The sequence below is a fragment of the Novosphingobium terrae genome, from assembly GCF_017163935.1.
Lineage (GTDB): Bacteria > Pseudomonadota > Alphaproteobacteria > Sphingomonadales > Sphingomonadaceae > Novosphingobium > Novosphingobium terrae.
The window spans coordinates 2,819,438-2,845,364 of the sequence record NZ_JABVZR010000001.1 but is presented as its reverse complement, the minus strand read 5'-3'; the positions used below and the strand labels follow the sequence as shown (position 1 = coordinate 2,845,364).

The 25,927-nt window shown below is 66.9% G+C and carries 24 protein-coding genes and 1 tRNA gene; 20 read left to right on the top strand and 5 right to left on the bottom strand.

Annotation, left to right across the window (positions count from 1 at the left end):
• Positions 1-32 precede the first annotated feature (32 nt).
• Complete coding sequence (locus tag HGK27_RS12730; protein ID WP_206241019.1) at positions 33-1,964, bottom strand: peptidylprolyl isomerase; 1,932 nt, start codon at positions 1,962-1,964, stop codon at positions 33-35.
• A 360-nt stretch (positions 1,965-2,324) separates the two neighbouring features.
• Here HGK27_RS12730 and tpiA point away from each other — a divergent pair, with 360 nt between their 5' ends.
• From tpiA to HGK27_RS12715, 3 genes are all read left to right on the top strand, one after another.
• Positions 2,325-3,083 (top strand): triose-phosphate isomerase, encoded by a 759-nt coding sequence (gene tpiA, locus HGK27_RS12725; protein WP_206241018.1) that lies wholly within the window; start codon positions 2,325-2,327, stop codon positions 3,081-3,083.
• A 140-nt stretch (positions 3,084-3,223) separates the two neighbouring features.
• Entirely contained in the window at positions 3,224-3,607 is a 384-nt protein-coding gene (secG, locus tag HGK27_RS12720; protein WP_206243139.1) for a preprotein translocase subunit SecG, read from the top strand.
• A 156-nt stretch (positions 3,608-3,763) separates the two neighbouring features.
• Positions 3,764-5,395: a CTP synthase gene (locus HGK27_RS12715; protein ID WP_206241017.1), complete on the top strand. Its 1,632-nt coding sequence runs from the start codon at positions 3,764-3,766 to the stop codon at positions 5,393-5,395.
• 497 nt (positions 5,396-5,892) lie between these two features.
• On the opposite strand, the gene HGK27_RS12710 is transcribed toward HGK27_RS12715, so the two are convergent.
• A complete protein-coding gene (locus HGK27_RS12710) occupies positions 5,893-6,372 on the bottom strand; it encodes an Hsp20 family protein (RefSeq protein WP_206241016.1) in 480 nt (159 codons plus the stop codon).
• A gap of 178 nt (positions 6,373-6,550) precedes the next feature.
• Here HGK27_RS12710 and grxC point away from each other — a divergent pair, with 178 nt between their 5' ends.
• The 4 genes from grxC to HGK27_RS12690 all read left to right on the top strand — a co-directional run bounded on the left by grxC (position 6,551) and on the right by HGK27_RS12690 (position 8,323).
• Positions 6,551-6,811, top strand: a complete 261-nt coding sequence (gene grxC / locus HGK27_RS12705) for a glutaredoxin 3 (RefSeq protein ID WP_206241015.1) — start codon at positions 6,551-6,553, stop codon at positions 6,809-6,811.
• Positions 6,812-6,815: 4 nt separating this feature from the next.
• The gene (locus HGK27_RS12700; RefSeq protein WP_206241013.1) at positions 6,816-7,658 is read left to right on the top strand and encodes a carbon-nitrogen hydrolase family protein; all 843 of its coding nucleotides are present in this window, start codon (positions 6,816-6,818) and stop codon (positions 7,656-7,658) included.
• Positions 7,655-8,140 carry a DUF1178 family protein gene (locus HGK27_RS12695; RefSeq protein WP_206241011.1) on the top strand — a complete coding sequence of 162 codons (486 nt, stop codon included), beginning with the start codon at positions 7,655-7,657 and terminating at the stop codon, positions 8,138-8,140. Before HGK27_RS12700 ends, HGK27_RS12695 begins: the two co-directional genes overlap by 4 nt.
• A 106-nt stretch (positions 8,141-8,246) precedes the next feature.
• A tRNA-Arg gene (locus HGK27_RS12690) sits at positions 8,247-8,323 on the top strand.
• Positions 8,324-8,343: 20 nt separating this feature from the next.
• Here HGK27_RS12690 and HGK27_RS12685 read toward each other — a convergent pair.
• Together HGK27_RS12685 and HGK27_RS12680 are read right to left on the bottom strand one after the other, a co-directional pair.
• On the bottom strand, positions 8,344-11,691 hold the full coding sequence (locus tag HGK27_RS12685; RefSeq protein WP_206241010.1) for a DUF3857 domain-containing protein: 3,348 nt from the start codon (positions 11,689-11,691) through the stop codon (positions 8,344-8,346).
• 138 nt (positions 11,692-11,829) lie between these two features.
• Positions 11,830-12,756, bottom strand: a complete 927-nt coding sequence (locus HGK27_RS12680; protein WP_241127110.1) for a dioxygenase family protein — start codon at positions 12,754-12,756, stop codon at positions 11,830-11,832.
• A 152-nt stretch (positions 12,757-12,908) separates the two neighbouring features.
• Between HGK27_RS12680 and HGK27_RS12675 the strand changes: the two genes are divergently transcribed.
• Genes HGK27_RS12675 through virB11 form a run of 8 tightly spaced genes read left to right on the top strand, consistent with a single transcriptional unit; the run spans position 12,909 to position 20,357 of the window.
• The gene (locus tag HGK27_RS12675; protein ID WP_206241008.1) at positions 12,909-13,493 is read left to right on the top strand and encodes a lytic transglycosylase domain-containing protein; all 585 of its coding nucleotides are present in this window, start codon (positions 12,909-12,911) and stop codon (positions 13,491-13,493) included.
• Positions 13,490-13,792, top strand: a complete 303-nt coding sequence (locus HGK27_RS12670) for a TrbC/VirB2 family protein (RefSeq protein WP_206241007.1) — start codon at positions 13,490-13,492, stop codon at positions 13,790-13,792. The genes HGK27_RS12675 and HGK27_RS12670 overlap by 4 nt, the downstream gene beginning before the upstream one ends.
• 5 nt (positions 13,793-13,797) lie before the next feature.
• Positions 13,798-14,094 (top strand): type IV secretion system protein VirB3, encoded by a 297-nt coding sequence (locus HGK27_RS12665; RefSeq protein ID WP_206241005.1) that lies wholly within the window; start codon positions 13,798-13,800, stop codon positions 14,092-14,094.
• The gene (locus HGK27_RS12660; RefSeq protein WP_206241003.1) at positions 14,084-16,453 is read left to right on the top strand and encodes a VirB4 family type IV secretion/conjugal transfer ATPase; all 2,370 of its coding nucleotides are present in this window, start codon (positions 14,084-14,086) and stop codon (positions 16,451-16,453) included. Before HGK27_RS12665 ends, HGK27_RS12660 begins: the two co-directional genes overlap by 11 nt.
• Positions 16,450-17,595: a type IV secretion system protein gene (locus HGK27_RS12655; RefSeq protein ID WP_206241001.1), complete on the top strand. Its 1,146-nt coding sequence runs from the start codon at positions 16,450-16,452 to the stop codon at positions 17,593-17,595. The genes HGK27_RS12660 and HGK27_RS12655 overlap by 4 nt, the downstream gene beginning before the upstream one ends.
• Complete coding sequence (locus HGK27_RS12650; protein WP_206240999.1) at positions 17,592-18,296, top strand: TrbG/VirB9 family P-type conjugative transfer protein; 705 nt, start codon at positions 17,592-17,594, stop codon at positions 18,294-18,296. Before HGK27_RS12655 ends, HGK27_RS12650 begins: the two co-directional genes overlap by 4 nt.
• 10 nt (positions 18,297-18,306) lie before the next feature.
• A complete protein-coding gene (locus HGK27_RS12645) occupies positions 18,307-19,392 on the top strand; it encodes a TrbI/VirB10 family protein (protein ID WP_206240997.1) in 1,086 nt (361 codons plus the stop codon).
• Positions 19,389-20,357, top strand: coding sequence for a P-type DNA transfer ATPase VirB11 (gene virB11 / locus HGK27_RS12640; RefSeq protein WP_206240996.1), 969 nt, complete (start codon positions 19,389-19,391; stop codon positions 20,355-20,357). Before HGK27_RS12645 ends, virB11 begins: the two co-directional genes overlap by 4 nt.
• 32 nt (positions 20,358-20,389) lie before the next feature.
• Here virB11 and HGK27_RS12635 read toward each other — a convergent pair whose 3' ends face one another.
• Complete coding sequence (locus HGK27_RS12635; RefSeq protein ID WP_206240994.1) at positions 20,390-21,142, bottom strand: response regulator; 753 nt, start codon at positions 21,140-21,142, stop codon at positions 20,390-20,392.
• Between the two features lie 350 nt (positions 21,143-21,492).
• Between HGK27_RS12635 and HGK27_RS12630 the strand changes: the two genes are divergently transcribed.
• The 5 genes from HGK27_RS12630 (at position 21,493) to HGK27_RS12610 (ending at position 25,922) form a co-directional block, all read left to right on the top strand.
• Positions 21,493-21,636 (top strand): hypothetical protein, encoded by a 144-nt coding sequence (locus HGK27_RS12630; RefSeq protein ID WP_206240992.1) that lies wholly within the window; start codon positions 21,493-21,495, stop codon positions 21,634-21,636.
• Positions 21,637-21,733: 97 nt separating this feature from the next.
• Entirely contained in the window at positions 21,734-23,731 is a 1,998-nt protein-coding gene (locus HGK27_RS12625) for a sensor histidine kinase (protein ID WP_206240991.1), read from the top strand.
• The gene (locus tag HGK27_RS12620) at positions 23,728-24,684 is read left to right on the top strand and encodes an autotransporter outer membrane beta-barrel domain-containing protein (RefSeq protein ID WP_206240990.1); all 957 of its coding nucleotides are present in this window, start codon (positions 23,728-23,730) and stop codon (positions 24,682-24,684) included. Before HGK27_RS12625 ends, HGK27_RS12620 begins: the two co-directional genes overlap by 4 nt.
• 132 nt (positions 24,685-24,816) lie before the next feature.
• On the top strand, positions 24,817-25,371 hold the full coding sequence (locus tag HGK27_RS12615; protein ID WP_206240989.1) for a TadE/TadG family type IV pilus assembly protein: 555 nt from the start codon (positions 24,817-24,819) through the stop codon (positions 25,369-25,371).
• Positions 25,371-25,922, top strand: coding sequence for a TadE/TadG family type IV pilus assembly protein (locus tag HGK27_RS12610; protein WP_206240987.1), 552 nt, complete (start codon positions 25,371-25,373; stop codon positions 25,920-25,922). The genes HGK27_RS12615 and HGK27_RS12610 overlap by 1 nt, the downstream gene beginning before the upstream one ends.
• The last annotated feature ends 5 nt before the right edge of the window (positions 25,923-25,927 follow it).

Here is a 25,927-nt window from a genome sequence, read left to right as displayed (position 1 = left end):
ATTTTCTTGAGTTGGTGGAAAGGGAGGCGGGCTCAGTTGCCCGCCAGTTGCTTGGCGACGCCGTTGATGGCGGCCTCGTTACGGGTGGCGCCCACATCGGCGCGGATCGCGCGGCGCAGGGAATCGCCATATTCGCGGCCCAGCAGGCTGGCCAGTTCGCGCTTGGCATCGCTCACCAGCTGATCGTCGGGCTTGACCGGCGTGGTGGTGATGTCCTTGAGCTGCACCACCAGCCAGCCGCGGCCACCCGGCAGCGGCAGCAGCTTGGTGCTGCCCTTTGCCATCGAGAAGAACAGGCCCATGGCGGGCGGCAGCTGGCCCTGCTGGGCCTGAAGCTGCTCACGACCCAGCGAAAGCGCCTGCACCGGCGGCAGCTTGACGCCCAGCCCGGCAACGGTGGCACCCAGTTCACCGCCATGCTTGACCTTGTCGAGCACGCGCAGCGCGGCGTTCTTGGCGGCCTGAGCGCCCTTTTCCATCTGGATCGCGGCGACCACGGCGGGCTTCACGCGATCGAGAGGCAGCGGGGCGGCCTGCACGATGCTGTCCACATCGAACATCAGGAACTTCTTGCCGGGCTCGATCTCGGCCAGCTGGGGCGCATGGTCGCGCTCCATGGCGAAGGCGGCGGGCACGGCCTTGGCCAGCTCGGGCGGGGCCTTCTGCTGGGGATTGCCGAAGACGGTGCCATCGGCGTTGAGCGCCGGGGTGGAGGTCAGCGTCACGCCCAGCTCCTTGGCGGCATCGCTGAGCGCGCCGCCCTTGCCGAAGCTGTCCTCGATCCTGGTGGTCACGCTGGCGAGGGCCGCCTTGCGCTTGTCAGCCAGCAGAGCCTCGGCGATCTCGCCCTTGGCCTGATCCAGTGTGCGGGCGGGCTTCACGATGATGTCGTCCACGCGCACCACGGCATAGCCCAGAATGCCCTTCACCGGCGCGGGCAGCACGCCCTTCTTCGCGGCAAAGGCGGCATCGGCGATCGCCTGCGAGGTCTGCGCGGCCAGCGCCGGTTTGGCGACCGGGCCGAGGCTGCCCACCGAAAGACCGCGCGCCTTGGCGGCGGCTTCCATCGAGGTGCCCTTGGCCAGTTCCTCCGAGAGGGTCTTGGCGGCGGCTTCGGTCGGCAGGATCAGCTGGCTGATCTTGCGCGTCTCGCTGGCTTCATACTGCGCCTTGTCGGCGTTGTAGCGCTGGGCGATCTCGGCATCGGTGGGCGCGGTGACGTTCCGGGCCACGCTGTCATCGAAGGTGGCATAGCGAATCACGCGGTGTTCGGGCTGGTTGAAGAACAGCTTGTGGCTGTTGTACCAGCTGGCCACCTCGGCATCGCTGGGCGGCGTGGCGGGCAGGAAGGCCTGCGAGGGCAGCGCCGCAACCGAACCGCTGCGATGATCCTTCAGCAGCGTGGCATAGCGCAGCGCGGCTTCCATCGGCGTCACCGTACCCAGCTGGGCGGGGGTGAGCAGCTGGCGGGCGACCAGACCCTGCGCGATATCCTCACGCACGTCCTTGTCGGTCAGATTGCGCTGGGCCAGCATCTGGCGGTAGTTGGCATCGGCAAACTTGCCGTCCGGGCCCTGCAGCGAGGGGATCTTGGCCAGTTCGCTGTCCACCAGGCGCTTGCCAGCAACGATGCCGTTCTTCTGGCCGAAGACCAGCAAAGCGGTGCGGTCGACCATCTGGTCGATCACCTGCGTCAGGCCGTTCTGCGCCAGAAAATCGCGCATCGTCACCTTGGGGTTGTCCTGACGGGCGATTTCGACCGACTGCTGGGCCTGCTTCATCACCTGCGTGCCGGTGATCGTGGTCGAGCCGACCTTGGCGACAGTCTCACCCGATCCGCCGCCGCTCACCAGATTGCTGGCGACATCGCTGGCGGCAAAACCGCCGATGATCAGCACCAGAAAGGCGATGGCGATGCCGACACCCAGCGAGGATTTGAAGATGTTGCGAAAGAACTGAAGCATCGGCCAACCTTAATCCAACCGCCCCCCGTGTGCCAGCAGCGCGCTCCCGATACAGGAGGACGCGCCCCAGGCCGGGCGAACATATGGCTCGGGGCTTTAGAGCGCCTTGGGCGTTCCCGCAATGGTCTGCCCGCATTGGTCCATTATGGTCTGTGCGCTTGCAGCAAGGACTTGCATTGGGCATGGATTGCTGGTTATGCATACCTATGCGGAAGCGGAATGCGATGAGATCGCTCCGGACATGCAGCTTATTTTGCGGCAAGGGCGCCGCAGCGCTCCATCCTGTGTCGAGCGTTTCGCCCGCGCCGCGATTCATCGGTGTCGCCCCCCGGGCGGCGCCCAGAGAGGGAACGAGATTTGATGGCGCTCAGGCCGTATATCGTGGGGAACTGGAAGATGAACGGCCTGCGCGGCGCTCTGGCCGAGGCAAGGGCGATCGACCGGCTGGCCCAGCGCCATCCTTCGGTCGAGATCGCTCTCGCGCCGCCCGCCACGCTGCTTTACGCCGTGGCGCATGAGGCGCAGCATATCGGCGTTGGCGCCCAGAATGCCCATACCGGCGAGAGCGGCGCTTTCACCGGTGAGGTCTCTGCCTCCATGCTGGCCGATTCCGGCGCGCGTTTCGTGATCGTGGGCCATTCCGAGCGGCGCTGGCAGCAGGGCGAGGATGATTCGCTGGTCCGTGCCAAGGCCGAGGCGGTGCTGGCCGCCGGCATGCAGGCGCTGGTCTGTGTCGGCGAGAATGAGGACAAGCGCCTTGAAGGCCAGGCCGTGGCGACGGTGACGGCGCAATTGCGCGCCTCGCTGCCTCAGGTGCCCGATGCCGCCGCCCATCTGGTGGTCGGTTACGAACCGGTCTGGGCGATCGGCACGGGTCGCGTGCCCACGGTGGCGGATGTGGGGGCGATGCATCGCGCCATCCGCGCCACGCTGGTCGAGGTCTATGGCGCGGCGGGGCAGGGGGTGCGTATCCTCTATGGCGGTTCGGTGACGCCGGAGAATGCCGCTGAACTGCTGGCTGCCGAGGATGTCGGCGGGGCGCTGGTGGGCGGCGCGAGCCTGACCGCAGAGCGTTTTTCCGGGATCATTCTGGCCGCCGCCGCGCTGGTCGAGGCCTGATCCGCAGCCTTGTCTGTGTCCACTGTGTCATAATAGTTGCTAAAATCGCCCGGCCACGCCTTGCGCTCGTGGCCTCGCACGCCTAGATGCGCCAGCGATTTTAATCCGTTTCACGCGATGAGAGCCTGTTCATGTCCTCCCTGTTTCTGTTCCTGACGGTCGTGCAGGCCCTGGTTACCATTCTGCTGGTCGTCGTGATCCTGATCCAGAAGTCGGAAGGCGGCGGGCTGGGCGTGGGCGGCAGCCCCTCGGGCTTTATGTCGGCACGCGGCGCCGCCGATTTCATGACGCGCATGACCCAGGTTCTGGGCGGCCTCTTCGTGGCGCTCTCGATCATTCTGGCTGCTCTGGCGGTCAAGAGCGGCTCGGCCGAGACGGTGGATGATTCGCTCAACCGCGCCGTGCCCACCGCTCCGGCCTCGGCGCCCGCCGATCCGCTGGGCAAGACCACGGCTCCCGCTGCGACGAACAGCCCTGCTCCGGCAGCGCCGCTCGATCCGCTGGCTGGCGCGGCCAAAAAGTAAGCATTCCAGCATGATGCCCGCCCGCCCCGCCGACCTTCGGAGGGGCGGGCGGAGCCTTGTTTGCGATAAGCGATCCACGCAATTGTGGATTCATTCCCGGATTGGCGCCGATGGCGCTTGTCTTTCCCCCCTCCTCACGATTAAGGCGCGATTCCCATGACGCGGTATATTTTCATCACCGGCGGCGTGGTTTCCTCGCTCGGCAAAGGCCTCATGGCGGCAAGCTTGGCAGCGCTCCTTCAGGCGCGCGGCTTCAAGGTCCGCATTCGCAAGTTCGATCCCTACCTCAACGTCGATCCGGGCACGATGAGCCCGTATCAGCACGGTGAAGTGTTCGTGACCGACGATGGCGCCGAGACGGACCTCGACCTTGGCCATTACGAACGCTTCACGGGGGTTTCGGCCCGCAAGAGCGACAACATCACCTCGGGCCGGATCTATCAGTCCGTCATCGCCAAGGAGCGCCGCGGCGACTATCTGGGCGCGACGGTGCAGGTGATCCCGCATGTGACCGACGCCATCAAGAATTTCGCGCAGGAAGAGACCGATGGTCTGGACTTCGTGCTGTGCGAGATCGGCGGCACGGTGGGCGACATCGAGGGCCTGCCCTTCATGGAGGCCATCCGCCAGCTGCGCAACGATCTGGGCCGCGAGCAGACCTGCTTCGCCCATGTCACGCTGGTGCCCTACATCGCGGCGGCCGGCGAACTGAAGACCAAGCCCACGCAGCACTCGGTGCGCGAGCTGACCAGCCTGGGCATCCAGCCCGACATCCTGCTGTGCCGCTGCGAGCATCCGCTGCCCGAGAATGAGCGCGCCAAGATCGCCCTCTTCTGCAACGTGCGCAAGGAAGCGGTGATCCCCGCGCTGGACGCGCCCAACATCTATGCCGTGCCCATCCAGTACCACAATGAGGGTCTGGACGCCGCCGTACTGCATCACTTCGGCCTCACCGCCCCCACGCCCGATCTGACCGGCTGGGAAGGCATCACCAAGTCCTACGCCAACCCCGAGGGTGAAGTGACCATCGGCGTGGTCGGCAAGTATGTGGTGCTGCAGGATGCCTATAAGAGCCTCAACGAGGCGCTGGTGCATGGCGGTCTGGCCAACAAGGTGAAGGTCCATATCAAGTGGATCGACGCCGAAATCTTCGAGAAGGGCGACGAGGAAATCGCCGCCACGCTCGAACCGCTGCATGGCGTGCTGGTCCCCGGCGGCTTTGGCGAGCGCGGCACCGAAGGCAAGATCGCCGCGGTGCGCTTCGCCCGTGAGCGCAAGGTACCCTTCTTCGGCATCTGCCTCGGCATGCAGATGGCCTGCATCGAGGGGGCGCGCAACACGGCGGGCTTCGCCTCGGCCTCCTCGACCGAGTTCGGCGAGACCTCCGAGCCGGTGGTGGGCATCATCACCGAATGGATGAGCGAAGAGGGCCTGCAGACCCGCCATGCCGACACCGATCTGGGCGGCACGATGCGTCTGGGCGCCTATGAGGCCAAGCTGGCGGGCAACAGCCATGTCGCCACCATCTATGGCAGCGAGACCATTTCGGAACGCCATCGCCACCGTTACGAGGTGAACAGCCACTATCGTGAGGCGCTGGAGCAGGGCGGTCTGGTCTTCTCCGGCATGTCGCCCGATGGGTTGCTGCCCGAGATCGTCGAGCGTCCGGACCATCCGTGGTTCGTGGGCGTGCAGTTCCACCCGGAACTCAAGAGCCGCCCCTTCGAGCCGCATCCGCTGTTTGCCGGTTTCATCAGCGCGGCGGTGCGTCAGGCGCGCTTGGTCTGATTGCGTGATGGGTGCGGCCGGAATTGTCCGATCGCGCCCATCCGGTCTTTGGCGGCGACGGAATGCAGCTTTACTGCCTTGCCTCAAGCTGAACGCGGCGATAATTTCTAAAACAAGTCACCGGCTTGAATGAAATTTTTGTTCGTGCCGGTGAAAGAATAAGGCGCAACCTGGGCGCCAAAGGGATGGAGATCGGTCAACGGTCTCTGGTGGAGAGGATGCCTACAAGGTCTGCACCTTCAGCAGGCCGATGATGAGATGCAATGCGCGATCACCGTCCGGTTGGTCGCGGCTTCATGCAACTATGATGTTGAACGGGTTTTACGGCTCGTTCCGCGCGAGCGGTCTTTAGCGACCCGGATCGCTCTTGGGGGAACGTGGCGGCGCCAAAGCCGTGGGGGTGAGTCTTTCCCGGACTCACCCCCGAATTGTTTTGGGCGAATTGTTTTTATATCTGATGATGCGCGGGCCCGGAAACGCCGGGCCCGGATCGCGGTTTACGCCGCGTCAGCCTCGCTGCTGCTGGCGCCACCATCGATCACGCTGAGCGGCTGGGTGCCGCCAATGGCGATCTTGCGGGGCTTCATCGCCTCGGGCACTTCGCGCACAAGGTCGATCACCAGCAGGCCGTCTTCAAGCCCGGCGCTTTCCACGCGGACGAAATCGGCCAGTTCAAAGCGACGCTCGAAACCGCGCTGCGCGATGCCAAGGTGCAGGAACTGCCCGGCATTCTGGGTTTCCTCGGCCTTGCGGCCCTGGATCACCAGCAGATTCTGTTGAGCGGTGATGTCGATCTCGGACGACTTGAAACCGGCAACGGCCAGCGTGATGCGATAGGCATCTTCATCGCGGCGTTCGATGTTGAAGGGGGGGTAATTGTCCCCGCTGTTGGCGCGTGCATTGTTTTCCAGCAGGTCGAACAGACGGTCGAAACCCACAGTGCTGCGGCGATAGGGGGTGAAATCCAGACGGTTCATACGGTAAAATCCTCTTTGCTTTGAGCAATTTCACAAATGTGAGGCCCAAAAGGCGCCTCGGGTTCCGTGCCATCCCCGGTGGGCCATGACACATCACGGAAGGTATGATAGCCGCTTGGCATTTCAAGCCCCCCGCCTACATGGGGCATGACGATTTTGTTCAAGTGAGGATATGCCCATGACCGCCAAGGTTGAAATCTACACGCAGTGGGGCTGCGGCTATTGCGTGCGCGCCAAGGCGCTGCTGGACAGCAAGGGCGTGGCCTACACCGAATATGACACCTCGATGGACACGTCGAAGCGCCGCGAGATGGTCGAGCGCAAGCCCGATGCGCGCACCGTGCCCCAGATCTTTATCGACGATGCGGCGATTGGCGGATCGGACGATCTCCATGCGCTGGACCGCGCGGGCAAGCTTGACGCGATGCTGGGCCTGTAACGCCATGGCGCGGGTGGCCCTGTTCCAGATGACCTCGGGCATTGACCCGCAGGCCAATGCCGATGCCACCGTGAAGGCGGTGGCGCAGGCCAAGGCGGGCGGGGCGGTGATGCTGTTCACGCCCGAAATGTGCGGCCTGATCGACAAGGATCGCACCCGCGCCCGCGCCAGCATCCGCAAGGAAGGCGATGATGTGGTGCTGGCTGCCGCGCGCAAGGCGGCAGCAGAGCATGGCATCTGGGTCGCACTGGGCTCTCTGGCGATCGACCGCGAGGGCGAAGAAGGTGCCGATGGCCGCTATGCCAACCGTACCTTCGTCATCGACGACAAGGGCGCGATCGCCGCGCGCTACGACAAGATGCACATGTTCGACGTCGATCTGGCCACCGGTGAGCGCTGGCGCGAATCCGCCGCCTATGCCCCGGGCGAGGGCGCTGTGGTGGTGGAAACGCCGCTGGGCCGCCTTGGCCTCGCGATCTGCTACGATCTGCGCTTCCCGGCGCTGTTCGAGGCGCTGGGGCAGGCGCGCTGCGATGTGATCGCCATTCCCGCCGCCTTCACCGTGCCGACAGGCGGGGCGCATTGGCATCTGCTCCAGCGCGCCCGTGCGGTGGAGGCCAGTGCCTGGGTGGTGTCGGCGGCTCAGGTGGGCACGCATGAGGATGGCCGCGCCACCTATGGCCACAGCCTCGTGGTCGACCCATGGGGCGGCGTGGCGCTGGATATGGGTGGAGAGGCGGCAGGCGTGGCCTTCGCCGAGATCGATCCGGCCCGCACCGCTGAAGTGCGCGCTCAACTGCCCAGCCTCGACAACCGTCGTCCGGTGGGAGCCGCCCGCGCATCATGATTGTCTACGATCTGCAATGCGAAGAGGGCGGCCATAAATTCGAGGGCTGGTTCGGCTCCTCGGGCGATTTTGACGGGCAGCAGGCGCGCGGGCTGATTGCCTGCCCGGATTGCGGCAGCGCGCGCGTGAGCAAGGCGCTGATGGCGCCCAATCTGGGGCGCAAGGGCAACCAGAAGGCAGTCGAACTCGAACCGGCCAAGGTGTCAGCTGCGCCTGCGCCTGCTCCAACGCCGCCTGCCTTGCCGCCTGAGGCCAGGGCGATGCTGCAAGCGGTGGCCGCGCTTCAGGCCGAGGCGATCAAAAGCTCGCGCTGGGTGGGGGATGGTTTCGCCAAAGACGCCCGCGCCATGCATTATGGCGAGAAGGAAAACGCCCCCATCCATGGCCGCGCCAGCGCGCAGGATGTGCAGGAGATGCTGGAGGAAGGCATCGGCATTGCGCCTTTGCTGATCCCGGTCGCGCCGCCCGAAGAGATCAACTGAAACGCCGGCGCTTTCTTATGCCGGGATCGAAACGCGACTGAACCGTTGCCATGCGCCCCGCTGGCGATTAAGAGGCGCTCTGCATCCTGCTGGTTGGCGGGGTTAAGCACCCATAGCTCAGCAGGATAGAGCGTCGGATTCCTAATCCGAAGGCCACTGGTTCGAATCCAGTTGGGTGCACCAACCTACGCCGCAGCGCGCGATCACCCGCCTACCTTGGTCTGCAGCGCCATGCCGTAGCTTGCGAAAGCTTCCTCCTCGCCGGGATTGGCTTTCAGCGCCGCGGCGGCATCCCGGGCGGCGGCTGCGGCATTGCCCTTGCGTTCCTCGGCCACGGCCCGGCCATAGAGCGAACCGGCCTGGGTCGGTGCCTTGGCCAGAATCATGTTGTAGGCTTCCAGCGCCTCATCCACCCGGCCCAGTCGCAGCAGGACCAGAGCGCGGCTGTCCTGAATGTCGAGCGCCCCGGGCGAGAGCACCAGCGCCGCGTTGCATTCCGCCAGCGCGCGGTTCAGCCCGACTCCGGCAATCGCCTTGGTCCAGCACAGGTTGTTGAGCGGCTGCGCGCCCTGAGTATGGGCATGGGCCTCGGCGAAATCCTTGTCGGCTGCCGGGCCATCGCCCGCCTTGGCATAGGCGATCCCCCGCCGCAGCAGCAGATCGTAGCGCGCAGGATAGCGCGTGACCAGGGCGGAGAGGGTCTCCACCGCGTCATGCCAGTTGCCCTGCTCACCTTGCAGATGGGCCTTGGCCGCCTGGCCCTCCAGCGAGGCCGGTTCCAGCCTGAGGGCCGCGTCGATGTCGCTTTGCCGCCCGGCCAAGTCGCTTTTGGGTCGGATATCATAGCGGTTGATATAGATGTAGGCGGCCGGCTGGATCGCCAGCGCCTTGTCCAGCGCATGCATCGCGTCATCGCGCCGACCCGCCGCCGCATAGATCCGGCTGGCGGTGACCAGCGTGAGGACATCGCCGGGCGCGGGTGTCATCAGCGCATCGGCCTCTGCTGCCGTCGCCTTGAGATCGCCTTTGACGCGCATGATGTTGGCCCGCAGCAGGTGCAGTTGCGTATTATGCGGCATCGTCTTGAGCGCGGCATCCGCATCGACCAGCGCCAGATCGAGGCGATGCTGCCCGTAATAATAGGCCTGCGCCCTGCCCATCAGCGCGGGGGCGTAATCGGGGGCGTTCTGCAACAGGGCGGAAAAGGCCTCCACTGCCGTGGCATAGTCCTGCCGGCGGCCCGCATATTCTCCCTGCGCCTGCAGGACGGCGCCGTCATGCGGATTGAGCGCCAGCCCCGCATCGAGATCGGGCTTGGCCGCGGCGATCTGCTGCAGGTTCATCCGGGCGATGGCCCGCAGGCCGAAGGCTTCTGCATTTTTGGCATCGAGCGCGATGGCCTTGTCCAGTGTCGCCACGCTTTCCTGCACGCGATTGGCGGCCAGCAGGATGCGGGCTTTCCGGACCAGTTCCGGCGCCGTGGTGGGGTCCGAGGCGAGGACGGCATCACGCTCGGCCTGCGTTCCGTGATAGTCGTTGGGGCGGCGCAGAAAGACGCTTTTCTTGGCCAGCGCGCGCAGGGTTTCCTCGGCGGCAGGGGCCTGCGCTGCGGGAAATTCCTGAGCGATGCTGCGGTCGCTTTCCTCGACCACGAAACGGTCGCCCTCAACCCGGGCGTGGCGGTGATATTCGCGCCCCGCCACGGTCTGGTCGACATCCGATCCGGGCACCACCGCGAATGTGCCGGTGTCCGGCGGCAGCAGGATGGTTTCGGTGACATGGGTGGCGGCGGGGTAGGCGACGGCATAGGGCGCGGTCTTGTCGGCCCCGGCGTCGCGGCTGAAATCGGCCTTGAAGCCGACCCAGACGTGATCCGCCTCATACCAGCCATCGTTCCAGTCCATCTTTGTCGTGCCATCCATCACGAAAAGCAATTCGCGCTTGATGGGCTCGAAGCTGGTGGTGAAGCTTTTGGGCTCGGCGAAGTCGTAGGTGCTTTTCCAGAATTGGCGCAGCGCCGCGTCACGCGCGTCGCCCACCTGACTGGCCAGCGCCAGATTGGTGCCCACGGCCACGTCGCCGCGCAGCCTGCGCTCGATATGAATGGGGGCAGGGACCAGGATGCCGCCGCGCGCGTCGATGGTGATGGCGACATCGACCTGCGGCTTGTCGGAAGGCGGAGGCACCATGGCCACCAATGCTGCATGGCCAGTCCCCGTTGAGCCCGCCATCAGCGGCAGGCCCCAGCGGAAATCGGGCGTCTCGATCCCGTCGAGCGACCGGTCGCCCACGCGCGTGCCGTCGAGCCAATAGTCGCGCCCGCCGATGCTGGCCCTGACCAGCACATGGTCGAACAGGCGGATCTGGGGCAGGCGCTGGTCCAGCCCGTCGCCGGTCAGCGTGCCGACCAGCACGGCATGGGCCTCGATCCCCAAGCCGTGGAGCAGTGCCAGCAGCAGCACCGTCTTGCCCTTGCAGTCGCCAAAGCGGCGCGACCAGGTGGTGTCCGCATCCGCCGGCACCAGCCCGCCGTCATTGAGGCTGAGCAGCACATAGCGCACCCGGTCCTGCACCAGCGCCAGTGCCGCTTCGGCGCGCACCTTGGGATCGGGCGAGAGGGCCTTGATCTTCGCGATCTCGGCCAGCACCGCGCTCTGCGGCGGCAGCACTTCGGCCTTGGCGAAAAGCGGCGTCATCAGCCCGCTCAGCGCATCCCATGAGGGCAGGTCGGTCATTTCCAGCAGCCGGCCGATCTGATAGCGCGGCGGCGCCCCCTTCGGCAGCACCGGCGGCTGCAGATCGGCCATGGTCATCTCGATGCTGGCCAGACTATCCTTGCGCTGCACCTTGGGCAGCACCAGCCCGCCATCGGCCTGCATCCGCATCGGCACGGTGGCTGGCCATTGCGCGCGGAAATGCGCATGAGCGATCGGCGCGCCATTCCAGGCCGCGCCCATCATTTCGACATGATGGCCCACAGCCGGATCGCTGGTGGTGATCGACACCGCCAGATCGATGACATCGCCCGCCTGCAGACCTTCGGGCTGGATCGAGGCGGTCAATTGCCCGTCGAGCACGGCGCTTTCCAGATTGGTCTCGCGGCGCACGACAGTGAAGGTCTGTCCGCTGGCCAGAACGTCGATCACCTGACCGCCGCGATGGATCTGCAGCTTGTGGACCGTGGCGGTCTGGGTCGCCGGGTCCCAGGCAAAGGAGACCGCGCCCGCGGGCAGGCCTTGCGCCGTCTGCAGGCGATAGATGGTCTGCTGATAGCGGGTGATCTTGCCGGGCTGGATGTCTTGTTGCTCATCGCTCAGCAGCAGGCGGACCGGCGCGGCCCCCGCCTCGGGCGAGGATGGCTTTGCCGTGTCGCCCTGCATGTCGGTCGGCATCCCGACCGGCACCACCCAGGGCGCGGGCGGGGCGATTACCAGCTTGTCGGCGGCGCGGGCGGGCGCCGCGCCAGCGGCCAATGTCAGGATCAGGGCCAGAGCTGTTGCCGTGCTCCGCTTGGGAAAACGACCTGCACGGTGACGCCAATGGCCCTTCATGAACACTCCCCCTTACCGCCCTTAAGGGAGAGTGATTTAGGCTTTTATTTCAGCCAGGCAATGGGATCTGTTGATGGTCTTTGCAGGCAGCCTCTGCCCCTCCCATATGACCTGAGGCCTTGTGCCCGATCCGGGCGGTCAGACGGCAATCCCGATCGTGGCTGTCGCGGTATAACCATCGGCGATGCTGCCGGACATGGTCGGCGTCTGCTGGGCCAGCACGGCGGCGCTGTTGTCGCCGAACACATTGTCCGAAGAGAGCGAAATGGCCGAATAATTGCTGATGCTGGCCGAATAGCGGGAATCGCCGTTGTAGATCACGGTGTTGATCGCGGCAGGCATCGCCAGTTGCGAGATCAGCGAGGATGTCGTGCCCTTGGGCGATGTGCCAAGGCCGCCCAGAAAGACCTCGAAATGGATATGCGGCCAGCGCCCCGAATAGCAGGCGGGGTAGATGGTGGTGAAGGTCACCTGCCCGTTGGCATCGGTGACCTGCACGCCGCGCAGATAGCTTTCGGTGGTCACGCCGCTGGAATAGAGCGAATAGCGCCCGCTGGCATCGCAATGCCACACATAGATCGCCGCCCCGGAAATCGGCGCGCAGCTTGAATTCACATTCACCAGCGTCAGGGTCAGCGTCACCTGCACCCCCGATGCCGTGGTGGTGGAGGAAATGAAGCTGGAGCGGATGTCCGAACGCACCACGCCGCTCACGGTCAGCACGTTGGAGGTGGCGCCTGCCGAGGTGTTGGTGCCGTCAGCCGGGTAGGGGCCGTTGGTTTCCACCGAATCCGCCACGCAGCTGCCTGAGCTGGAGGAAGAACTGCTGCTGCTGCTGGCCGAGGATGAGGCCGAAGAGGCGGAGGACGAGCTGCTCGACGCGCTGGAGGATGAGCTGCTCGACGATGATCCGCTGCCATCGCCGCAGGCCGCCACCGTCGCCATCGTGCCCGCCGAAGCGAACCACATCAGCGCGCGCCGCCGCCCCAGGCTCAGCTTTTCGAAGGCGGACAGGTCATTCATCAGGCCATGGGCGTGATCCTCTTCCCTATCGTTGTCGCGCATGGGCTTTTCTCCTGAACAGTGGGTCAATCCCGCCAAGTCTTGTGCGCCTGTGTTTCGTGAGAATTTCAGGAAGAGATGGCCCAGGGCGATAGGGTGATTGTTTGCAACAATGCTGAAATTCTGCTGCAACCGGGCCCGGTCAACAGCATAGGATGCGACATCTTATCCCTGTTCTGGCCGTATGGCTCTGTTGGCCCGATCCGGCCTATGCCGATGTGCTGGACATCGCCCCTGATGGCGCGCGCAGCTGGCGCCGGGGCGCCATGACCGTGCAATGGCGCGAGGAAGGCGCCGAGCCTGTCGCGCAGGCCTCCGCAGCCGCCCCAACCGTTTCCTTCGCGCCCGCCCCTTACGCCGCCACTTTGCAGGCTGCCGCCGCGCGCCAGTCGCTCAGCCCGGCTCTGCTGGAGGCGTTGATCTGGCAGGAAAGCCGCTGGCACCCCGATGCCGTCTCACGCGCGGGCGCTGTCGGGCTGGGGCAGCTGATGCCTGCCACCGCCCGCCATCTGGGCGTGGACCCGCGCGATCCGCAGGCCAGCATCCATGGCGCGGCGCGCTATCTGCGCCAGCAGATCGACCATTTCGGCGGCAATCTCGAATTTGCTCTGGCCGCCTACAACGCCGGGCCCGGGCGGGTGGAGCGCGCCCATGGCGTGCCCGCCATCGCCGAGACCCGCGCCTATGTCCGCGCCATCACCAACCGCCTGATTGCCACCACATCCGGAGAAGGCCAATGATCCGCCCCATTCTGTCGTTCTCCGTCCTGCTGTGGGCCACACCGGCTTTCGCGGCCAGTCGCGGCGGGCCTGCCGGATCGGGACCGATCGTTTCGGCGCTGAGCTGGGTGCGTGATACGCTGATGGGTCAGGTGGCGACCACCGTGGCGGTGATCGCCGTGGCCATGGTGGGCTTCATGATGCTGACGGGCCGGATGAACTGGCGCTTTGGCGCCACGGTCATTCTGGGCTGCTTTATCCTGTTCGGCGCGGCCAGCATCGTGGCGGGCATCCAGTCCGCCGCCGGCATGGGCGGCTGATCGCCATGGGAGAGCGGGGGGCGGGGCTGGGGCGCGCGCCGGTGTTTCGGGTGTTGACCCGGCCGCAGATGTTCGGCGGCGTCACCTTTTCCTTTTTCGTCATCAATATGGCGGCCACCACCGAGGCGTTTCTGGTGTTGCGCAGCTTCTGGATCCTGCCGCTGGCGCTGGTGATCCATGGCGCGGGCTATCTGGCCTGCCTGCGCGAACCGCGCGTGTTCGATCTGTGGCTGACCCGCGTCAGCCGCTGCCCGCGCGTACGCAACTGGCTGCACTGGGGATGCAATTCCTATGCGCCCTGATCGCAAATGGTTGGGCCCCGCCGCATGGGGGCCGCGAGAAGCCCGCGCGGGCGACCGGCTGCCCTATGCCGCCCATCTCGATCCCCATACGCTGCGCCTGCGCGATGGAGCGCTGATGCAGATGCTGGCGGTGCCGGGCCTGCCCTTCGAAACCGAGGATGCCGAGCATCTCGACCATATGCTGGCGGTACGCGATGTGATGCTGCGCTCGGCGCTGGATGCAGGCTTTGTGCTGTATCATCATGTGGTGCGGCGCGCGGTCTCGGTGGCGCTGCCCGCGCGTTTCCCCGATGCCTTCTCCGCCGCGCTGGATGAGGCTTGGCAGGACCAGCTTTCCCGCCGCCAGCTTTTCCTCAATGAGCAGTTCCTCACGCTGGTGCGCCGCCCGCCGCGCGGCAAGGTGGGCCTGCTCGAACGCCTTGGCCGCCGCGTGGGCAGCGAGGCCGATCCCGCGCTGCGCCGCGAACTCTCCGCCGCCAGCGAGGCGCTGCTCTCGGGCCTCGCCCCCTATGGCGCGAGGCTGCTGGGCTGCCCCGATGGCCGCTCCGAGCCGCTGGAACTGCTCTCAGCGATCTACAATGGCGACTGGCAAGCGGTGGCCAAGCCTGTGGAGAGCGTCGATCTGGGCCATCATCTGCCCTATGCCCGCGTCTCCTTCGGGCTGGAGGCGCTGGAAACCCGCCGCCCCGATGGGCGCGATGTCGCCGCGATCCTCTCGATCAAGGACTACCCCGACACCACCCGTGCGGGGCTCGTGGATGCCATGCTGCGCGTGCCCGCCCCCATGGTGCTGACCCAGACCTATGCCCCCGCCGACCGACAGGTGGCGCGCGAAAGGATCGATCTGGCCATCCGCCGCCTGACCAGCGCCGACGCCGATGCTCTGGCCGAACGCGGGCAGATGTCAGCGGCCCGTGATGCGCTGGGGCTGGGGCAGGCGGGCTTTGGCGATCACCATCTGAGCGTGATGGTCCGCGCGCCAACGCTGGCGGCGTTGGAAACCGCCTGCTCCGCCGTGCGCCATGCCCTGTCCGAAACGGGCGCCATCGCCGTGCGCGAGGATGTCAATCTGGAGCCCGCCTTCTGGGCACAATTCCCGGGCAATGAGGCCTATGCCGTGCGCCGCGCGATGATCTCCAGCACCAATGCGGCAGGGTTTCTCTCGCTGCACGGCTTTGCACCGGGGCAGGCGCGGGGCAATCACTGGGGCGACGCGATCAGCGTGCTGGAAACCACCAGCGCCACGCCGCGCTACATCAACTTCCATCAGGGCGATCTGGGCCACTTCACCGTCATCGGCCCCAGCGGCAGCGGCAAGACGGTGGTGCTCAATTTCCTGACGGCGCAGGCGCAGAAGGTCGCCCCGCGCACCGTCTTCTTCGACAAGGATCGCGGCGCGGAAATCTTCCTGCGCGCGATGGGCGCCCATTACACGCGGCTGGTGCCGGGCCAGCCCACCGGCTTCAACCCACTGAGCCTGCCCGACACGCCGGGCAACCGCGCCTTTCTGCATGATTTCCTCGCCTGCCTGCTGGACGCCGGCGATCCGGGCGAGCTGGCCACCATCGCCGATGCGGTGGAGACGCTCTACGATCACGCGCCGCCCCTGCGCCGCCTCTCGCATCTGGGCGAGCTGCTGGCCGGGCATCACCGCCCGCGTCCCGGCGATCTGGCCAGCCGCCTTGCCCCATGGGTGGCGGGCGGCGCTCAGGGTTGGCTGTTCGACCATGCGCAGGACCGGCTCGATCTCGACCAGCGCGTGCTGGGGTTCGATATCACCGCCCTGCTCGATACGCCCGCCTTGCGCACCCCCACGCTGATGTATCTGTTCCACCGCATCGAGGAGCGGCTGGACGGATCGCCCACCATGATCCTTGTCGATGAAGGCTGGAAGGCACTGGACGATGCGATCTTCGCCGCAAGACTGCGCGATTGGCTGAAGACGCTGCGCAAGCGCAATGCCATCGTCGGTTTCGCCACCCAATCGGCGCGCGATGCGCTGGACAGCGGCATCGCCGCCGCGCTGGTCGAGCAGACCGCCACCATGATCTTCACCCCCAACGCCCGCGCCCGCGCCGAGGATTATTGCGAGGGCTTCGGCCTTTCCGCCCATGAGCTGGAGCTGATCCGCGCCCTGCCGGTGGCCAGCCATTGCTTCCTGATCCGCCAAGGACAGGACTCCGCCGTGGTGCGGCTGGATATGGAGGGCATGGCGCCCTTCCTCACCGTGCTGTCCGGGCGGGAGGGCAGTGTGCGCCAGCTCGATGGCTTGCGGGCTCAGCTGGGGGATGACCCCGCGCTCTGGCTGCCCGCGCTGACCAGCACGGACTGGCCCGGCATGGCGGAGGAAGCGGCATGAACTGCCCCGCCATCGCCTCGCCCTCGGGCGTCAGCATTGCCGACAGCCTGCGCGCGGTGGACTGCCTCTCGGCGCAGGCTACGGCCAGCGCCTTTTCCCGCCTGTTCGGCACGCATGGCGCGCTGACGGCGGCGCTGACCATCGCGCTCACCCTCTATGTCGGCTTTCTGGCACTGGGGCTGCTCAGCGGGCGGCTGACCATCGGGCTGGGCACGCTGGGGCCGCGTTTTCTGGCGCTGGGGCTGGTGCTGACCTTCGCCACCAGCTGGGCCGCCTATCAGACGGTGGTCTGGAGCGCCCTGACCGCCGGGCCGGACGAGCTGGCCAGCGCCATGCTGGGCATCAAGGGCAGCGCCTCCCACGCCTTTGCCGGGCGGCTGGACGATATTTTCACCACCATCAGCGAGGCCGCCGAACGCGCCCGCGCCGCTCAGGCCGACGCCAAGGGCACCAGCCCTGCCGATCTGCTGACATGGGCCGCGCTGATCTTCCTGCTCGGCACAGTGGGTGTGCTGGTCACCAGCCGGATCGTGCTGGCGGCCTTGCTGGCGGCGGGACCGGTCTTTGTGGTGCTGGCGCTGTTTCGCGGCGGGCGCGGGCTGGCCGAGGGCTGGTTGAAAGCCACCGTGCTCTTCGCGCTGGTGCCGCTCTTCGCGGTGCTGATCGGCGTGGGCGCAGTCGGCGTGCTGGGCCCCATGGTCGAGGCGCTGGACACGGGCGAGATCGCCATGGCGCAGGCGGTGATGGTGCTGATGGCGGCAATCATTCACGCGGTGCTGATGGCGCTGTCCTTGAAGGTGGCGGGCCATATCACCGGGCAGTGGCGGCTCTTTACGCCCGCTGCGGCGGCCCCTGCGGATGTGGCTCCGGCCTCCATGCAGATGGCCTATCATGCGCAATCCATGGCGCAATCCTTCACCAGCTCCCGAACGGGCACGACGCCTGACACCACCCCTGCGCAAGCCGACGAAAGGGTGCGCGACATGGTGATGGCTCTGGGCCGCAGCGCGGGCGGGGCAAGCTCGTCCACCACCACGACCATCACCACCGCAACGCCCTCCGCCAGCGCGCAGGGCACCAGCCGCGCCACACAGGTCGGGCGCAGCCTGCGCCGACCCTCCGGGCAGGAGACCCGCTTATGATCCTGCGCCACCTTGGCCCCATGCTGGCCCTGTTGATCGCCTCTCCTGCTCAGGCCGCTGACCGCCGCGTGCTGGAACTGCCATGGCAATCCGGCATGGTGGTGCCGATCACCACCATGCCCGGTTTCGAGGCGACTATCGCCCTCTCCCCGGAAGAGCGGATCGAAAACATCGCCATCGGCGATTCCGCCCTGTGGCAGGTGACGCCCAACCGCCGCGCCAATCTGGTGTTCCTGAAACCCGTCAGCGCCCGCGCCCCCGTCACCAACATGACGGTCATCACCGACCGGCACACCTATCTGTTCGAACTGCATGCCTCGGCAAGGGGCACGCCGCTCTACCATGTCAGCTTTGCCTATCCGCCCCCGCCGGTTGCCGCGCCAGCCTTGCCGGACAAGCCCGCCGCGCCCGAGGAACCGGTCGCCATGCCCCGCCTCAACTTCGCGTGGAAACGGACCGGAGACGCCGCCCTGTTGCCCGACCGGGTGTTCGATGACGGCACTTCGGCCTATCTCTCCTGGCCGCAGGGGCGCGATCTGCCCGCCGTGCTGGCCAGCGACGGCAAGACCGAGGGGCCGGTCAATTATGCCATGCGTGACGGGCTGATCGTGGTCGATGGCCTGCCGCAGCGGCTGATCCTGCGCGCGGGCGCGGCCACCGCCACGCTGGAGCACTGCCCTGATGCCGCCGCCTGCCCATGAAAGCCCCAGCATGATGAGCCCAACGCCTCTGTCCGCCCGCAACGATCCGCGCGCCAGCCTGTCGGATGAGGATCTGGCGCAGGCGGCCACCCATGGCTTCCCCGTGGTGGCCAGCGCCACGCGGCGCAGCGACAGGATGGGGCTTCTGGCAGGCGCTGCCATCGCGCTGACCCTGGGGGCGGTGACCTTCCTCTCGTTGAGCCGTACACCGGCCCCGGCAGCAGAGCCCGTTCACGAGGCTGCCGAAATCGCCACACCTGCGCCGGTTGCAGCCGTGCCGGCCATCCCCGCACCAACGCCCACAGCCTCGCCGCCGCCCGCGCTGACCTCCGCCCAGCAGGCGGCGCTGGCCAAGGCGGGGGCAGGGGCCGGGCTGCCCGATCATCAGGCCTCGCCGGTGATGGTCTATGATGCGCCGAGCGATGTCCTTCCGCCCCCCGCCGCCAAGCCCGCCACCCCCGGCCCGGCTTCGCCAGCCGCGCCTCTGGCCGAAAACGACGCCTTTGCCAGCCGCATCGCGGGCGGCGGCGTGGAAACGGCCAGCGCCAGCCGTCTGGCCAATCCGGCCTCAACCCTGACGCAGGGCACGTTGATCCCCGCCATTCTGGAAACCGCCATCGACAGCGACCTGCCCGGCTTCGTGCGCGCGGTGGTCACGCAGGACATCCGCTCCTTCGATGGATCGCAGGTGGTGGTGCCACGCTCCTCGCGCCTGATCGGGCAGTACAAGAGCGGTCTGGCCGCCGGGCAGACGCGGGCCTATGTGATGTGGAGCCGCCTGATCCGCCCCGATGGCGTCAGCGTGGCGCTGGGCTCGCCCGCAGTGGAATTCTCGGGCCGCTCGGGCCTTTCGGGCGAGGTGAACGGCCATTTCTTCAAGCGCTTCGGCGCTGCCGCGATCCTGTCGGTGCTGGGCGGGGCGGGGGCGCTGGTGGGCTCCGGCACCAGCGTTGTGATCGGTTCCAGCGGACAGAGCGCGGCCTCGGTCGCGGCGCAGCGCGATGCGCAGATCCCGCCCACGGTACGCATTCGCGTCGGCACGCCGATCCGCGTGTTTATCGCGCGCGATCTCGATTTCTCGACGGTCGAGCCATGAGCGCCATTCTCGCCGAGGGCGCCTTCCTCGCCGCCGCGCTGGAGCCCCTGCGCCCCTTTCTGGACCGCGAGGAGGTGACCGAAATTCTGGTCAACCGCCCCGGCGAAGTCTGGGTGGAGGCCGCCGGGCAAGCCGCCATGGTCTGTCACCCCGTCCCCGAACTGACCGACCGCCATCTCGGCCGACTGGCACAGCAGGTGGCGCGCATCAGCCATCAGGGCATCAACCGCCAGAGCCCGCTGCTGGGCGCGGTGCTGCCCGATGGCGCGCGCATCCAGTTCGTCGCTCCGCCCGCCACGCGCAAACATTGGGCCATGGCCATCCGCCGCCATCGCCTGCCCGATCTGCCGCTCGACAGCTGGCGCCCCGAGGGGCCGCTGCTGCCGCCGCGCGCACCCTTTCCGCCCGATCGCGACGGTGATCCCATCGGCTGGCTGAAGCAGGCGGCGGCGCAGCGGCGCACAATCCTGATCGCGGGCGGCACCTCGACCGGCAAGACCACCTTTCTCAATGCCCTGCTCGCCGCCGTGCCGGAGCGGGACCGCATCATCGCGGTGGAGGATACGCCCGAAATCCGCCTCTCGGCTCCCAATGCGCTGGGTCTGGTGGCCGTGCGTGAGGCACAGGGCGAGGCGCAGGTCACCACCGAGGATCTGCTGCAAGCCAGCCTGCGTCTGCGTCCTGACCGGATCGTGCTGGGTGAAATGCGCGGGCGCGAGGCGGTGACCTTTCTGCGCGCGATCAACACTGGCCATCAGGGGTCTTTTTCCACCATCCATGCGAACAGCGCGCGCGGCGCGCTCGATCAGCTGGCGCTGATGGTGCTGCAATCGGGGCTGGGGCTCAGCCGGGCCGATACGCTGGCCTATGCCGCATCGGTGATCGATGTGGTGGTGGTGCTGGGGCGGGAAGGGGGGCAGCGCCGCATCATTGACCTTGCCTGTGTGGGGAGCGGCGACCTCTGACCGGATCGCCGCTTGCTCCCGGGCGGCGCAGCCTATCCGGCGCGCTGGGTCACCACCGGCTGGAACAGATAGCCCTCATTGCGGATCGTGCGGATCACATCCTGCCCGCCTTCGCCCATCGACAGCTTGCGGCGCAGGCGGCTGAGCTGAACGTCGATGGCGCGGTCGAACTGGTCGCTGTCTTCCCCGCGTGACCAGTCGAGCAATTGGTCACGCGTCAGCACCCGGCGCGGATGCTCGGCAAAGGCGCGCATCAGGCGGAATTCGCCATCGGTCAGGGTGATCGCCTGACCGGCAGGATCGATCAGCAGACGCATGCCGATGTCCAGCTGCCAACCGGCGAAATGCAGCACCGGCTGGGCCGGATCTCCGGGAGCGGCCTCCACCCCCGGCGTCTGGCCGGTCTCGCCGCCCGAGCGGGCCTCGCGGCGTAGCACGGTGCGGATGCGGGCCAGCAGCTCGCGGGGGTTGCAGGGCTTGGCCAGATAATCGTCGGCGCCCATTTCCAGCCCGACGATCCGGTCGATATCGCTGCCCACCGCGCTCAGCATGATGACGGGCGGCGCGCCCGGGCCCAGCTGACGCAAGGCGGTCAGCCCGTCCTCGCGCGGCATCATCACATCCAGCACGATCAGATCATAGCGTTGCTGCGCCAGCATGCTGCGCATCGTGCTGGCGTCCGGCGCGGTGTCGGTGCGATATCCGTGCTTCTGCAGGAAATCGCTGATCAGGCCGCGAATGCCGTCATCGTCATCCACGATCAGGATCGAGGTATCGAGGTCCATGGTGCAAGGTGATATGTGCATCGCGGAACGATAGCAAGGCCAGGCTCCAACAGCATTTCAGCCAGCCGGCCCGCTGACATGCGGGCGAGATGTCTGTGAAATCCGCGTGCAACATGGGGCGCCGAGAAAAAGGGCATGCAGGCAGCTTTCTCCCTCGACCATGGCCCGTCCGCCCCTGTGGCAGGCCTTGGCTCGTTTCCGGAGAAGGCCAGTCACAGCCTGCTGGCCGCCGCCGGGTCGATCAGGACCGGCGACGGCGTCGGGGCCGTCATAAGGGCAGGACGCGAGGTCGCACCCGTTCATGCTGTTTGGCGGCCCCGACTTTTTTATCATCACGGTGGAGCAAGGTGATGAAGGCATCGCCCAAACCGCGCTGCATCGCGCTTGCTCTGGGCTGGCTGGGCGAACCGCGTCCCGAGCGGGTGGCGGTTGTGGCCACGGTGATCGGGCTGCTGGTCGCGGCGGCCATCGTCAGCGCGGTCGGCAGTGCGTGACCGCCTTGTTCGGGCCATGCCGCTGATGCCGCGCAAGCGAAACTCTTCTGTGGCTCAGCCTTCTGTTGGCCAGCCTTCTGTGGCACAGCAGACCCCCATGAGAACGCCGCGCTTTCCTCCGCTGGCCGGGCCGCCCTTGGGCTGGCAGCTGGTCGCCATGCTGGTGTGTACGCTGGTTGCCGCGCAGCTGGTGACGCTGGCGCTGACCCTGCTGTTGCCGCCCCATCCCCCACGCCAATGGAACCTCGATTCCGTCGCCACAGCCCTTGCCGGTCACGGGCTGGACCCGGATCTGGAGCAAGCCCGGCTGGACGGGCCGCCCGATGTCGAGGGCACAGGCTGGCTGATCTCGCAGACCGCGCGTCAGGCGCTGGCCAGGCAGCTCGGCAAGCCGGAGGGCGATATCGTGCTGGCCTTCTACACTCAATTGCCGGTGGGAGGCGTGGCGATTCCCGCCCGCCAAAGGGTGCCTTTCACGGTGCGCTCCTCCACGCTTTCGCCTTTCGCTGTGCCTGAAGCCCATGCGCAAGGCATGCCCGGTGGCCCGGGCGGCGGATTTCCGGGCGGGCCGCTGCCCAATGTCGGTTTTCCCGGCGGCACCTCTCCGGGCGGTTTCCCGGGCGGCATGCCCGGCGGTGGATATCCCGGTGGCCGCGGCGGCGATAACCGGGGCGGCATGCATGGCCCCGGTCCGGGCGGCGGCCCCGGCGGCGGTGGCGCAAGAGGCAATGGGGCATCGCATCATGGCATGCCGACAGGGCCGGTCGCGCCCAATCCGGCGGGCAACGGCCCCGCGCTGGGAGCGACGGTGCTGGGACAGCTCCGCGCGCCGCTGCCTCATGATACGCTTGCGCCGGATCGCAGCCTGCCTGATCCGCAGGACAGTGTCGCGCCGCCGTTGCCCGCTGCCTTGCCATCTTCCGCGCCGCGGGTGGCATCGCATGTCGAAGCTGCCCCGCTGGTTGACGCGCATGCACGCGCGGCCTTGCCGCCGATGGCGCTTCCGGCGACGGCTCTGCCCACGGCAGCGCCCCGGGTGGCGCCATCGTTGGCCGCTGCCCGCACCGAGAAGCCGCAGGCCATTCCCTTCCGCAGCCAGCCGCAAGGCCTGCTCGACCGCGCGACGCCGCCCTTTATCGAGGGGGACTTCATCGCCGCGGTGCGCCGTCCCGATGGGCATTGGGTGGCGGTGGCGCCGCGTGCCGAACCTTTCCCCAACCGCTGGCAGAAGCAGGTGCTGCTGTGGTTCATCCTCTCGCTGGTGATCGTCAGCCCGCTGGCCTGGTTCTTCGCGCGGCGCATCGTGCTGCCGCTTGAGGGCTTTGCGCGCGCTGCCGAAATGCTGGGGCGCGATCCTTCGGCCACCATCATTCCGCTGAGCGGCCCGGCCGAAATTGGCCGCGCGGCGCATGCCTTCAACCAGATGCACAACCGCCTGCGTGCCTTTGTCGACGATCGCACGGCGATGGTCGGGGCGATCAGCCATGATCTGCGCACCCCGCTCACCCGGTTGCGCTTCCGGCTGGAGGATGTGAGCGACGCCCAGCGCCCGGCCCTGCTGCGCGAGGTGGCCGAGATGGAGAGCATGATCCATGAGGTGATCGCCTTTATCCGCGATGCCTCCACGCCGGGTGCGCGCCAGCGCCTCGATCTGGCCGATCTGGTGGCCGACAGCATTGCCGATGCCCGTCTGGTGGGCGCCGATGTCGAGCTGATCGGGCAGGTGCCGACGATGGTGGAAGTCGATCCGGTGGGCCTGCGCCGCCTGCTGAGCAATCTGCTGGAAAATGCCGTCAAATATGGCGAGCGTGCCCGTGTGCGGGTGACGCTGGATCATGGCGAGGCCATGGCTGAAATCCTCGATGCCGGCCCCGGCATTCCCGATGAGGACATGGACCGTGTGTTCGAGCCATTTTACCGCAGCCCCGAGGCGCGCCGTTCGGGCCGCCCCGGCAGCGGTCTGGGGCTGACTGTCTGCCGCTCGATCGCCCGGGCGCATGGCGGCGATATCTGCTTCCGCCATGGCAGCGAGGGTTTTGCCGCCGTGCTGACGATGCCTGTCGTCTATGATGCGCGGCCAAGGCTGGCGGCATGAGGCCTGAAAGGCTGGCTTGCTGGCTGGCCGTTGTCTCTGTTCTGGGGCTGGCAGCGGAGGCTCAGGCCCAGACCGCCGAAATGGCCGCCTGCGCCAAGGACCCCGCCGATGAGGCCTGTCTGGCGGTGCCCGGCATGGCTGCGGAGATGCCTGCGCGCCCGCAATGGCTGGCCGGAGTGACGGCGGGCGTTGCTCCGCGTGAGGGCAACCCCACGGGCACCTATCAGGCCGCTTCGCTCTATCGGCAGGTGGGGCCAAGCTATCTGCAACTGGGTCTGACCCATTACCGCACCGCCCTGCAGCAGAGCGATGCGACGGTGCCCTCGGACTTTACGGTCGGCACCATCGGCTTTGGCGGCAATTACAACAATTGGGTGATCGACAGCTATCTCAGCTATGGCCGTCAGCGTTTCGACGACATCCGCTATGGCGATGTCAGCCGCGCCGCCGGGCAGAGCGGCAGCCCCTATTGGGGCGGCGGCGTCAGCTTCGGGCGCCTGTTCGAGGCCTCGCCCCGGATCGTGCTGACCCCCACGGCTTCGGTCTCCTATGCCTGGAGCCGCTTTCTGCTGCCTGCTCCGCTGGGCAGCGGGGGCCCCGACCTTACCTCAAGCGAGCCGACATGGACCGGCGCGCTGCGCCTCCGGCTCGACTGGCGGCCCGGGCATGACCGCCAGACCTGGCTGGGGCTGAGCCTTGGCGGGCTGTGGTCGAACAATGCCACCTCCACCTTTGGCGGGATCATGGGGGGTGCCTCTGGCGGCGGGGGCGGGGAGGTTCGCGAGGGAGACATCACCAGCGAGCATCTTCACGCTGTCTGGTCCGAAGTGGGGTTGCACGGGTCGCTGGGGCTGAGCCCAAAATGGCGGATCGAGGCCAGCGCATCCCGCACGATTGCCCTGACCGCGGGCAACAGCACCAGCATCAGCCTGGGATTGCGGCGCAGTTTTTGAAGGCGGCTCGCCGCCTCGCGGGCTTGCCTGACACACGCTGAAATTTTCTCGAAATCACCGTGAAAGTACGTAGCTGCACAAGCTCCGGGTGTTCGGTGTCATGCGATACCGGCCAATCCGGGGATGGGTCGCGTGAAAGCCTTGATAGAGTGCCGGAAAGGCGCGACCCTTGTTGAATTCGCGATCCTTGCGCCGCTGTTTCTGGCGCTGCTGATCGCCATTTTCCAGATCTCCATCGTCTATATCGCCCAGGCCATGCTGGAAACCACGGCGGAGTCCGCCGCGCGCCTGATCCTGACCGGTCAGGCCCAGACCTACAGCGGCACATCGGGCACTACGACCTACACCGGCATGACCCAGAGCGATTACGCCTCGGCGGTCTGCACCATGCTGAAGGCGCAGTCGCCTTTCATGAGCTGCAGCAACCTCTACATCGATGTCACCACCGTCAGCAGCTATGACGACGCCACCACCGGCATGCCCACACTGACCTATGACAGCAGCGGGAATGTCTCGAACAGCTGGAACTATGCGATCGGCTCGCAGGGCTCGATCGTGGTGCTGCGGGTGATGTATGTGCTGCCTCTGGCGGGGGCGCCGATGGGCTTCACGCTGGGCAATCTGACATCGGGCAAGCGCCTGCTGCTGGCGACCAGCGTGTTCAAGGTGGAAGGCTATTCCTCTTGATGATCCGCCGTCTCTGGCCTGCGCTGCGCCATGATGCGCGGGGTGTCTCGGCGGTGGAATTCGCCATCGCGCTGCCAGTGATGCTGCTGCTGTATATGATGGCTTTCCTGCTGTCCGACATGGCGGCCTGCAACCGCAAGGTGACGATCACCGCGCGCGCCATGGCCGATATGGCCACGCGCTATTCGGCGCTCTCCACCTCGACCACCGCCACCAACAGCATCGCCACCATCATGGGCGCCAGCGAGCAGATCCTGACGCCCTACAGCACCAGCAACGCCATGGTGCGCGTCAGCGAGGTCTGCGCGCTCTCCACCAGCGCGACCACCGTGCAGGTGGTCTGGAGCCAGGTGCAGAACGGCACGGCGCTGACAGTGGGCAACACTTTCACCGTCAACAGCGGGCTGTTCACGGCGGGCAGCTGCCAGATCCTGTCCGAAGTTCAATACAGCTACGCCCCCGCCATCAGCCTGGGCACGAACAAGAGCCTGTCCTTTTACGACAGCATCTACATGTCGCCGCGCCTGTCCAGCTCCATCCCCCTGTCATGAAGAGG

Bases quoted from the DNA above. Each gene is read 5' to 3' on its own strand.
- HGK27_RS12635 (WP_206240994.1), bottom strand. From the start codon at position 21,142: ATGGACCTCGATACCTCGATCCTGATCGTGGATGACGATGACGGCATT.
- HGK27_RS12650 (WP_206240999.1), top strand. From the start codon at position 17,592: ATGATCCTGCGCCACCTTGGCCCCATGCTGGCCCTGTTGATCGCCTCT.
- HGK27_RS12645 (WP_206240997.1), top strand. From the start codon at position 18,307: ATGATGAGCCCAACGCCTCTGTCCGCCCGCAACGATCCGCGCGCCAGC.
- HGK27_RS12695 (WP_206241011.1), top strand. From the start codon at position 7,655: ATGATTGTCTACGATCTGCAATGCGAAGAGGGCGGCCATAAATTCGAG.
- HGK27_RS12670 (WP_206241007.1), top strand. From the start codon at position 13,490: ATGATCCGCCCCATTCTGTCGTTCTCCGTCCTGCTGTGGGCCACACCG.
- HGK27_RS12610 (WP_206240987.1), top strand. From the start codon at position 25,371: ATGATCCGCCGTCTCTGGCCTGCGCTGCGCCATGATGCGCGGGGTGTC.
- HGK27_RS12665 (WP_206241005.1), top strand. From the start codon at position 13,798: ATGGGAGAGCGGGGGGCGGGGCTGGGGCGCGCGCCGGTGTTTCGGGTG.
- HGK27_RS12625 (WP_206240991.1), top strand. From the start codon at position 21,734: ATGAGAACGCCGCGCTTTCCTCCGCTGGCCGGGCCGCCCTTGGGCTGG.
- HGK27_RS12700 (WP_206241013.1), top strand. From the start codon at position 6,816: ATGGCGCGGGTGGCCCTGTTCCAGATGACCTCGGGCATTGACCCGCAG.
- tpiA (WP_206241018.1), top strand. From the start codon at position 2,325: ATGGCGCTCAGGCCGTATATCGTGGGGAACTGGAAGATGAACGGCCTG.
- HGK27_RS12715 (WP_206241017.1), top strand. From the start codon at position 3,764: ATGACGCGGTATATTTTCATCACCGGCGGCGTGGTTTCCTCGCTCGGC.
- HGK27_RS12685 (WP_206241010.1), bottom strand. From the start codon at position 11,691: ATGAAGGGCCATTGGCGTCACCGTGCAGGTCGTTTTCCCAAGCGGAGC.
- HGK27_RS12710 (WP_206241016.1), bottom strand. From the start codon at position 6,372: ATGAACCGTCTGGATTTCACCCCCTATCGCCGCAGCACTGTGGGTTTC.
- HGK27_RS12680 (WP_241127110.1), bottom strand. From the start codon at position 12,756: ATGCGCGACAACGATAGGGAAGAGGATCACGCCCATGGCCTGATGAAT.
- HGK27_RS12730 (WP_206241019.1), bottom strand. From the start codon at position 1,964: ATGCTTCAGTTCTTTCGCAACATCTTCAAATCCTCGCTGGGTGTCGGC.
- grxC (WP_206241015.1), top strand. From the start codon at position 6,551: ATGACCGCCAAGGTTGAAATCTACACGCAGTGGGGCTGCGGCTATTGC.
- HGK27_RS12660 (WP_206241003.1), top strand. From the start codon at position 14,084: ATGCGCCCTGATCGCAAATGGTTGGGCCCCGCCGCATGGGGGCCGCGA.
- HGK27_RS12620 (WP_206240990.1), top strand. From the start codon at position 23,728: ATGAGGCCTGAAAGGCTGGCTTGCTGGCTGGCCGTTGTCTCTGTTCTG.
- HGK27_RS12630 (WP_206240992.1), top strand. From the start codon at position 21,493: ATGAAGGCATCGCCCAAACCGCGCTGCATCGCGCTTGCTCTGGGCTGG.
- virB11 (WP_206240996.1), top strand. From the start codon at position 19,389: ATGAGCGCCATTCTCGCCGAGGGCGCCTTCCTCGCCGCCGCGCTGGAG.
- HGK27_RS12655 (WP_206241001.1), top strand. From the start codon at position 16,450: ATGAACTGCCCCGCCATCGCCTCGCCCTCGGGCGTCAGCATTGCCGAC.
- HGK27_RS12675 (WP_206241008.1), top strand. From the start codon at position 12,909: ATGCGACATCTTATCCCTGTTCTGGCCGTATGGCTCTGTTGGCCCGAT.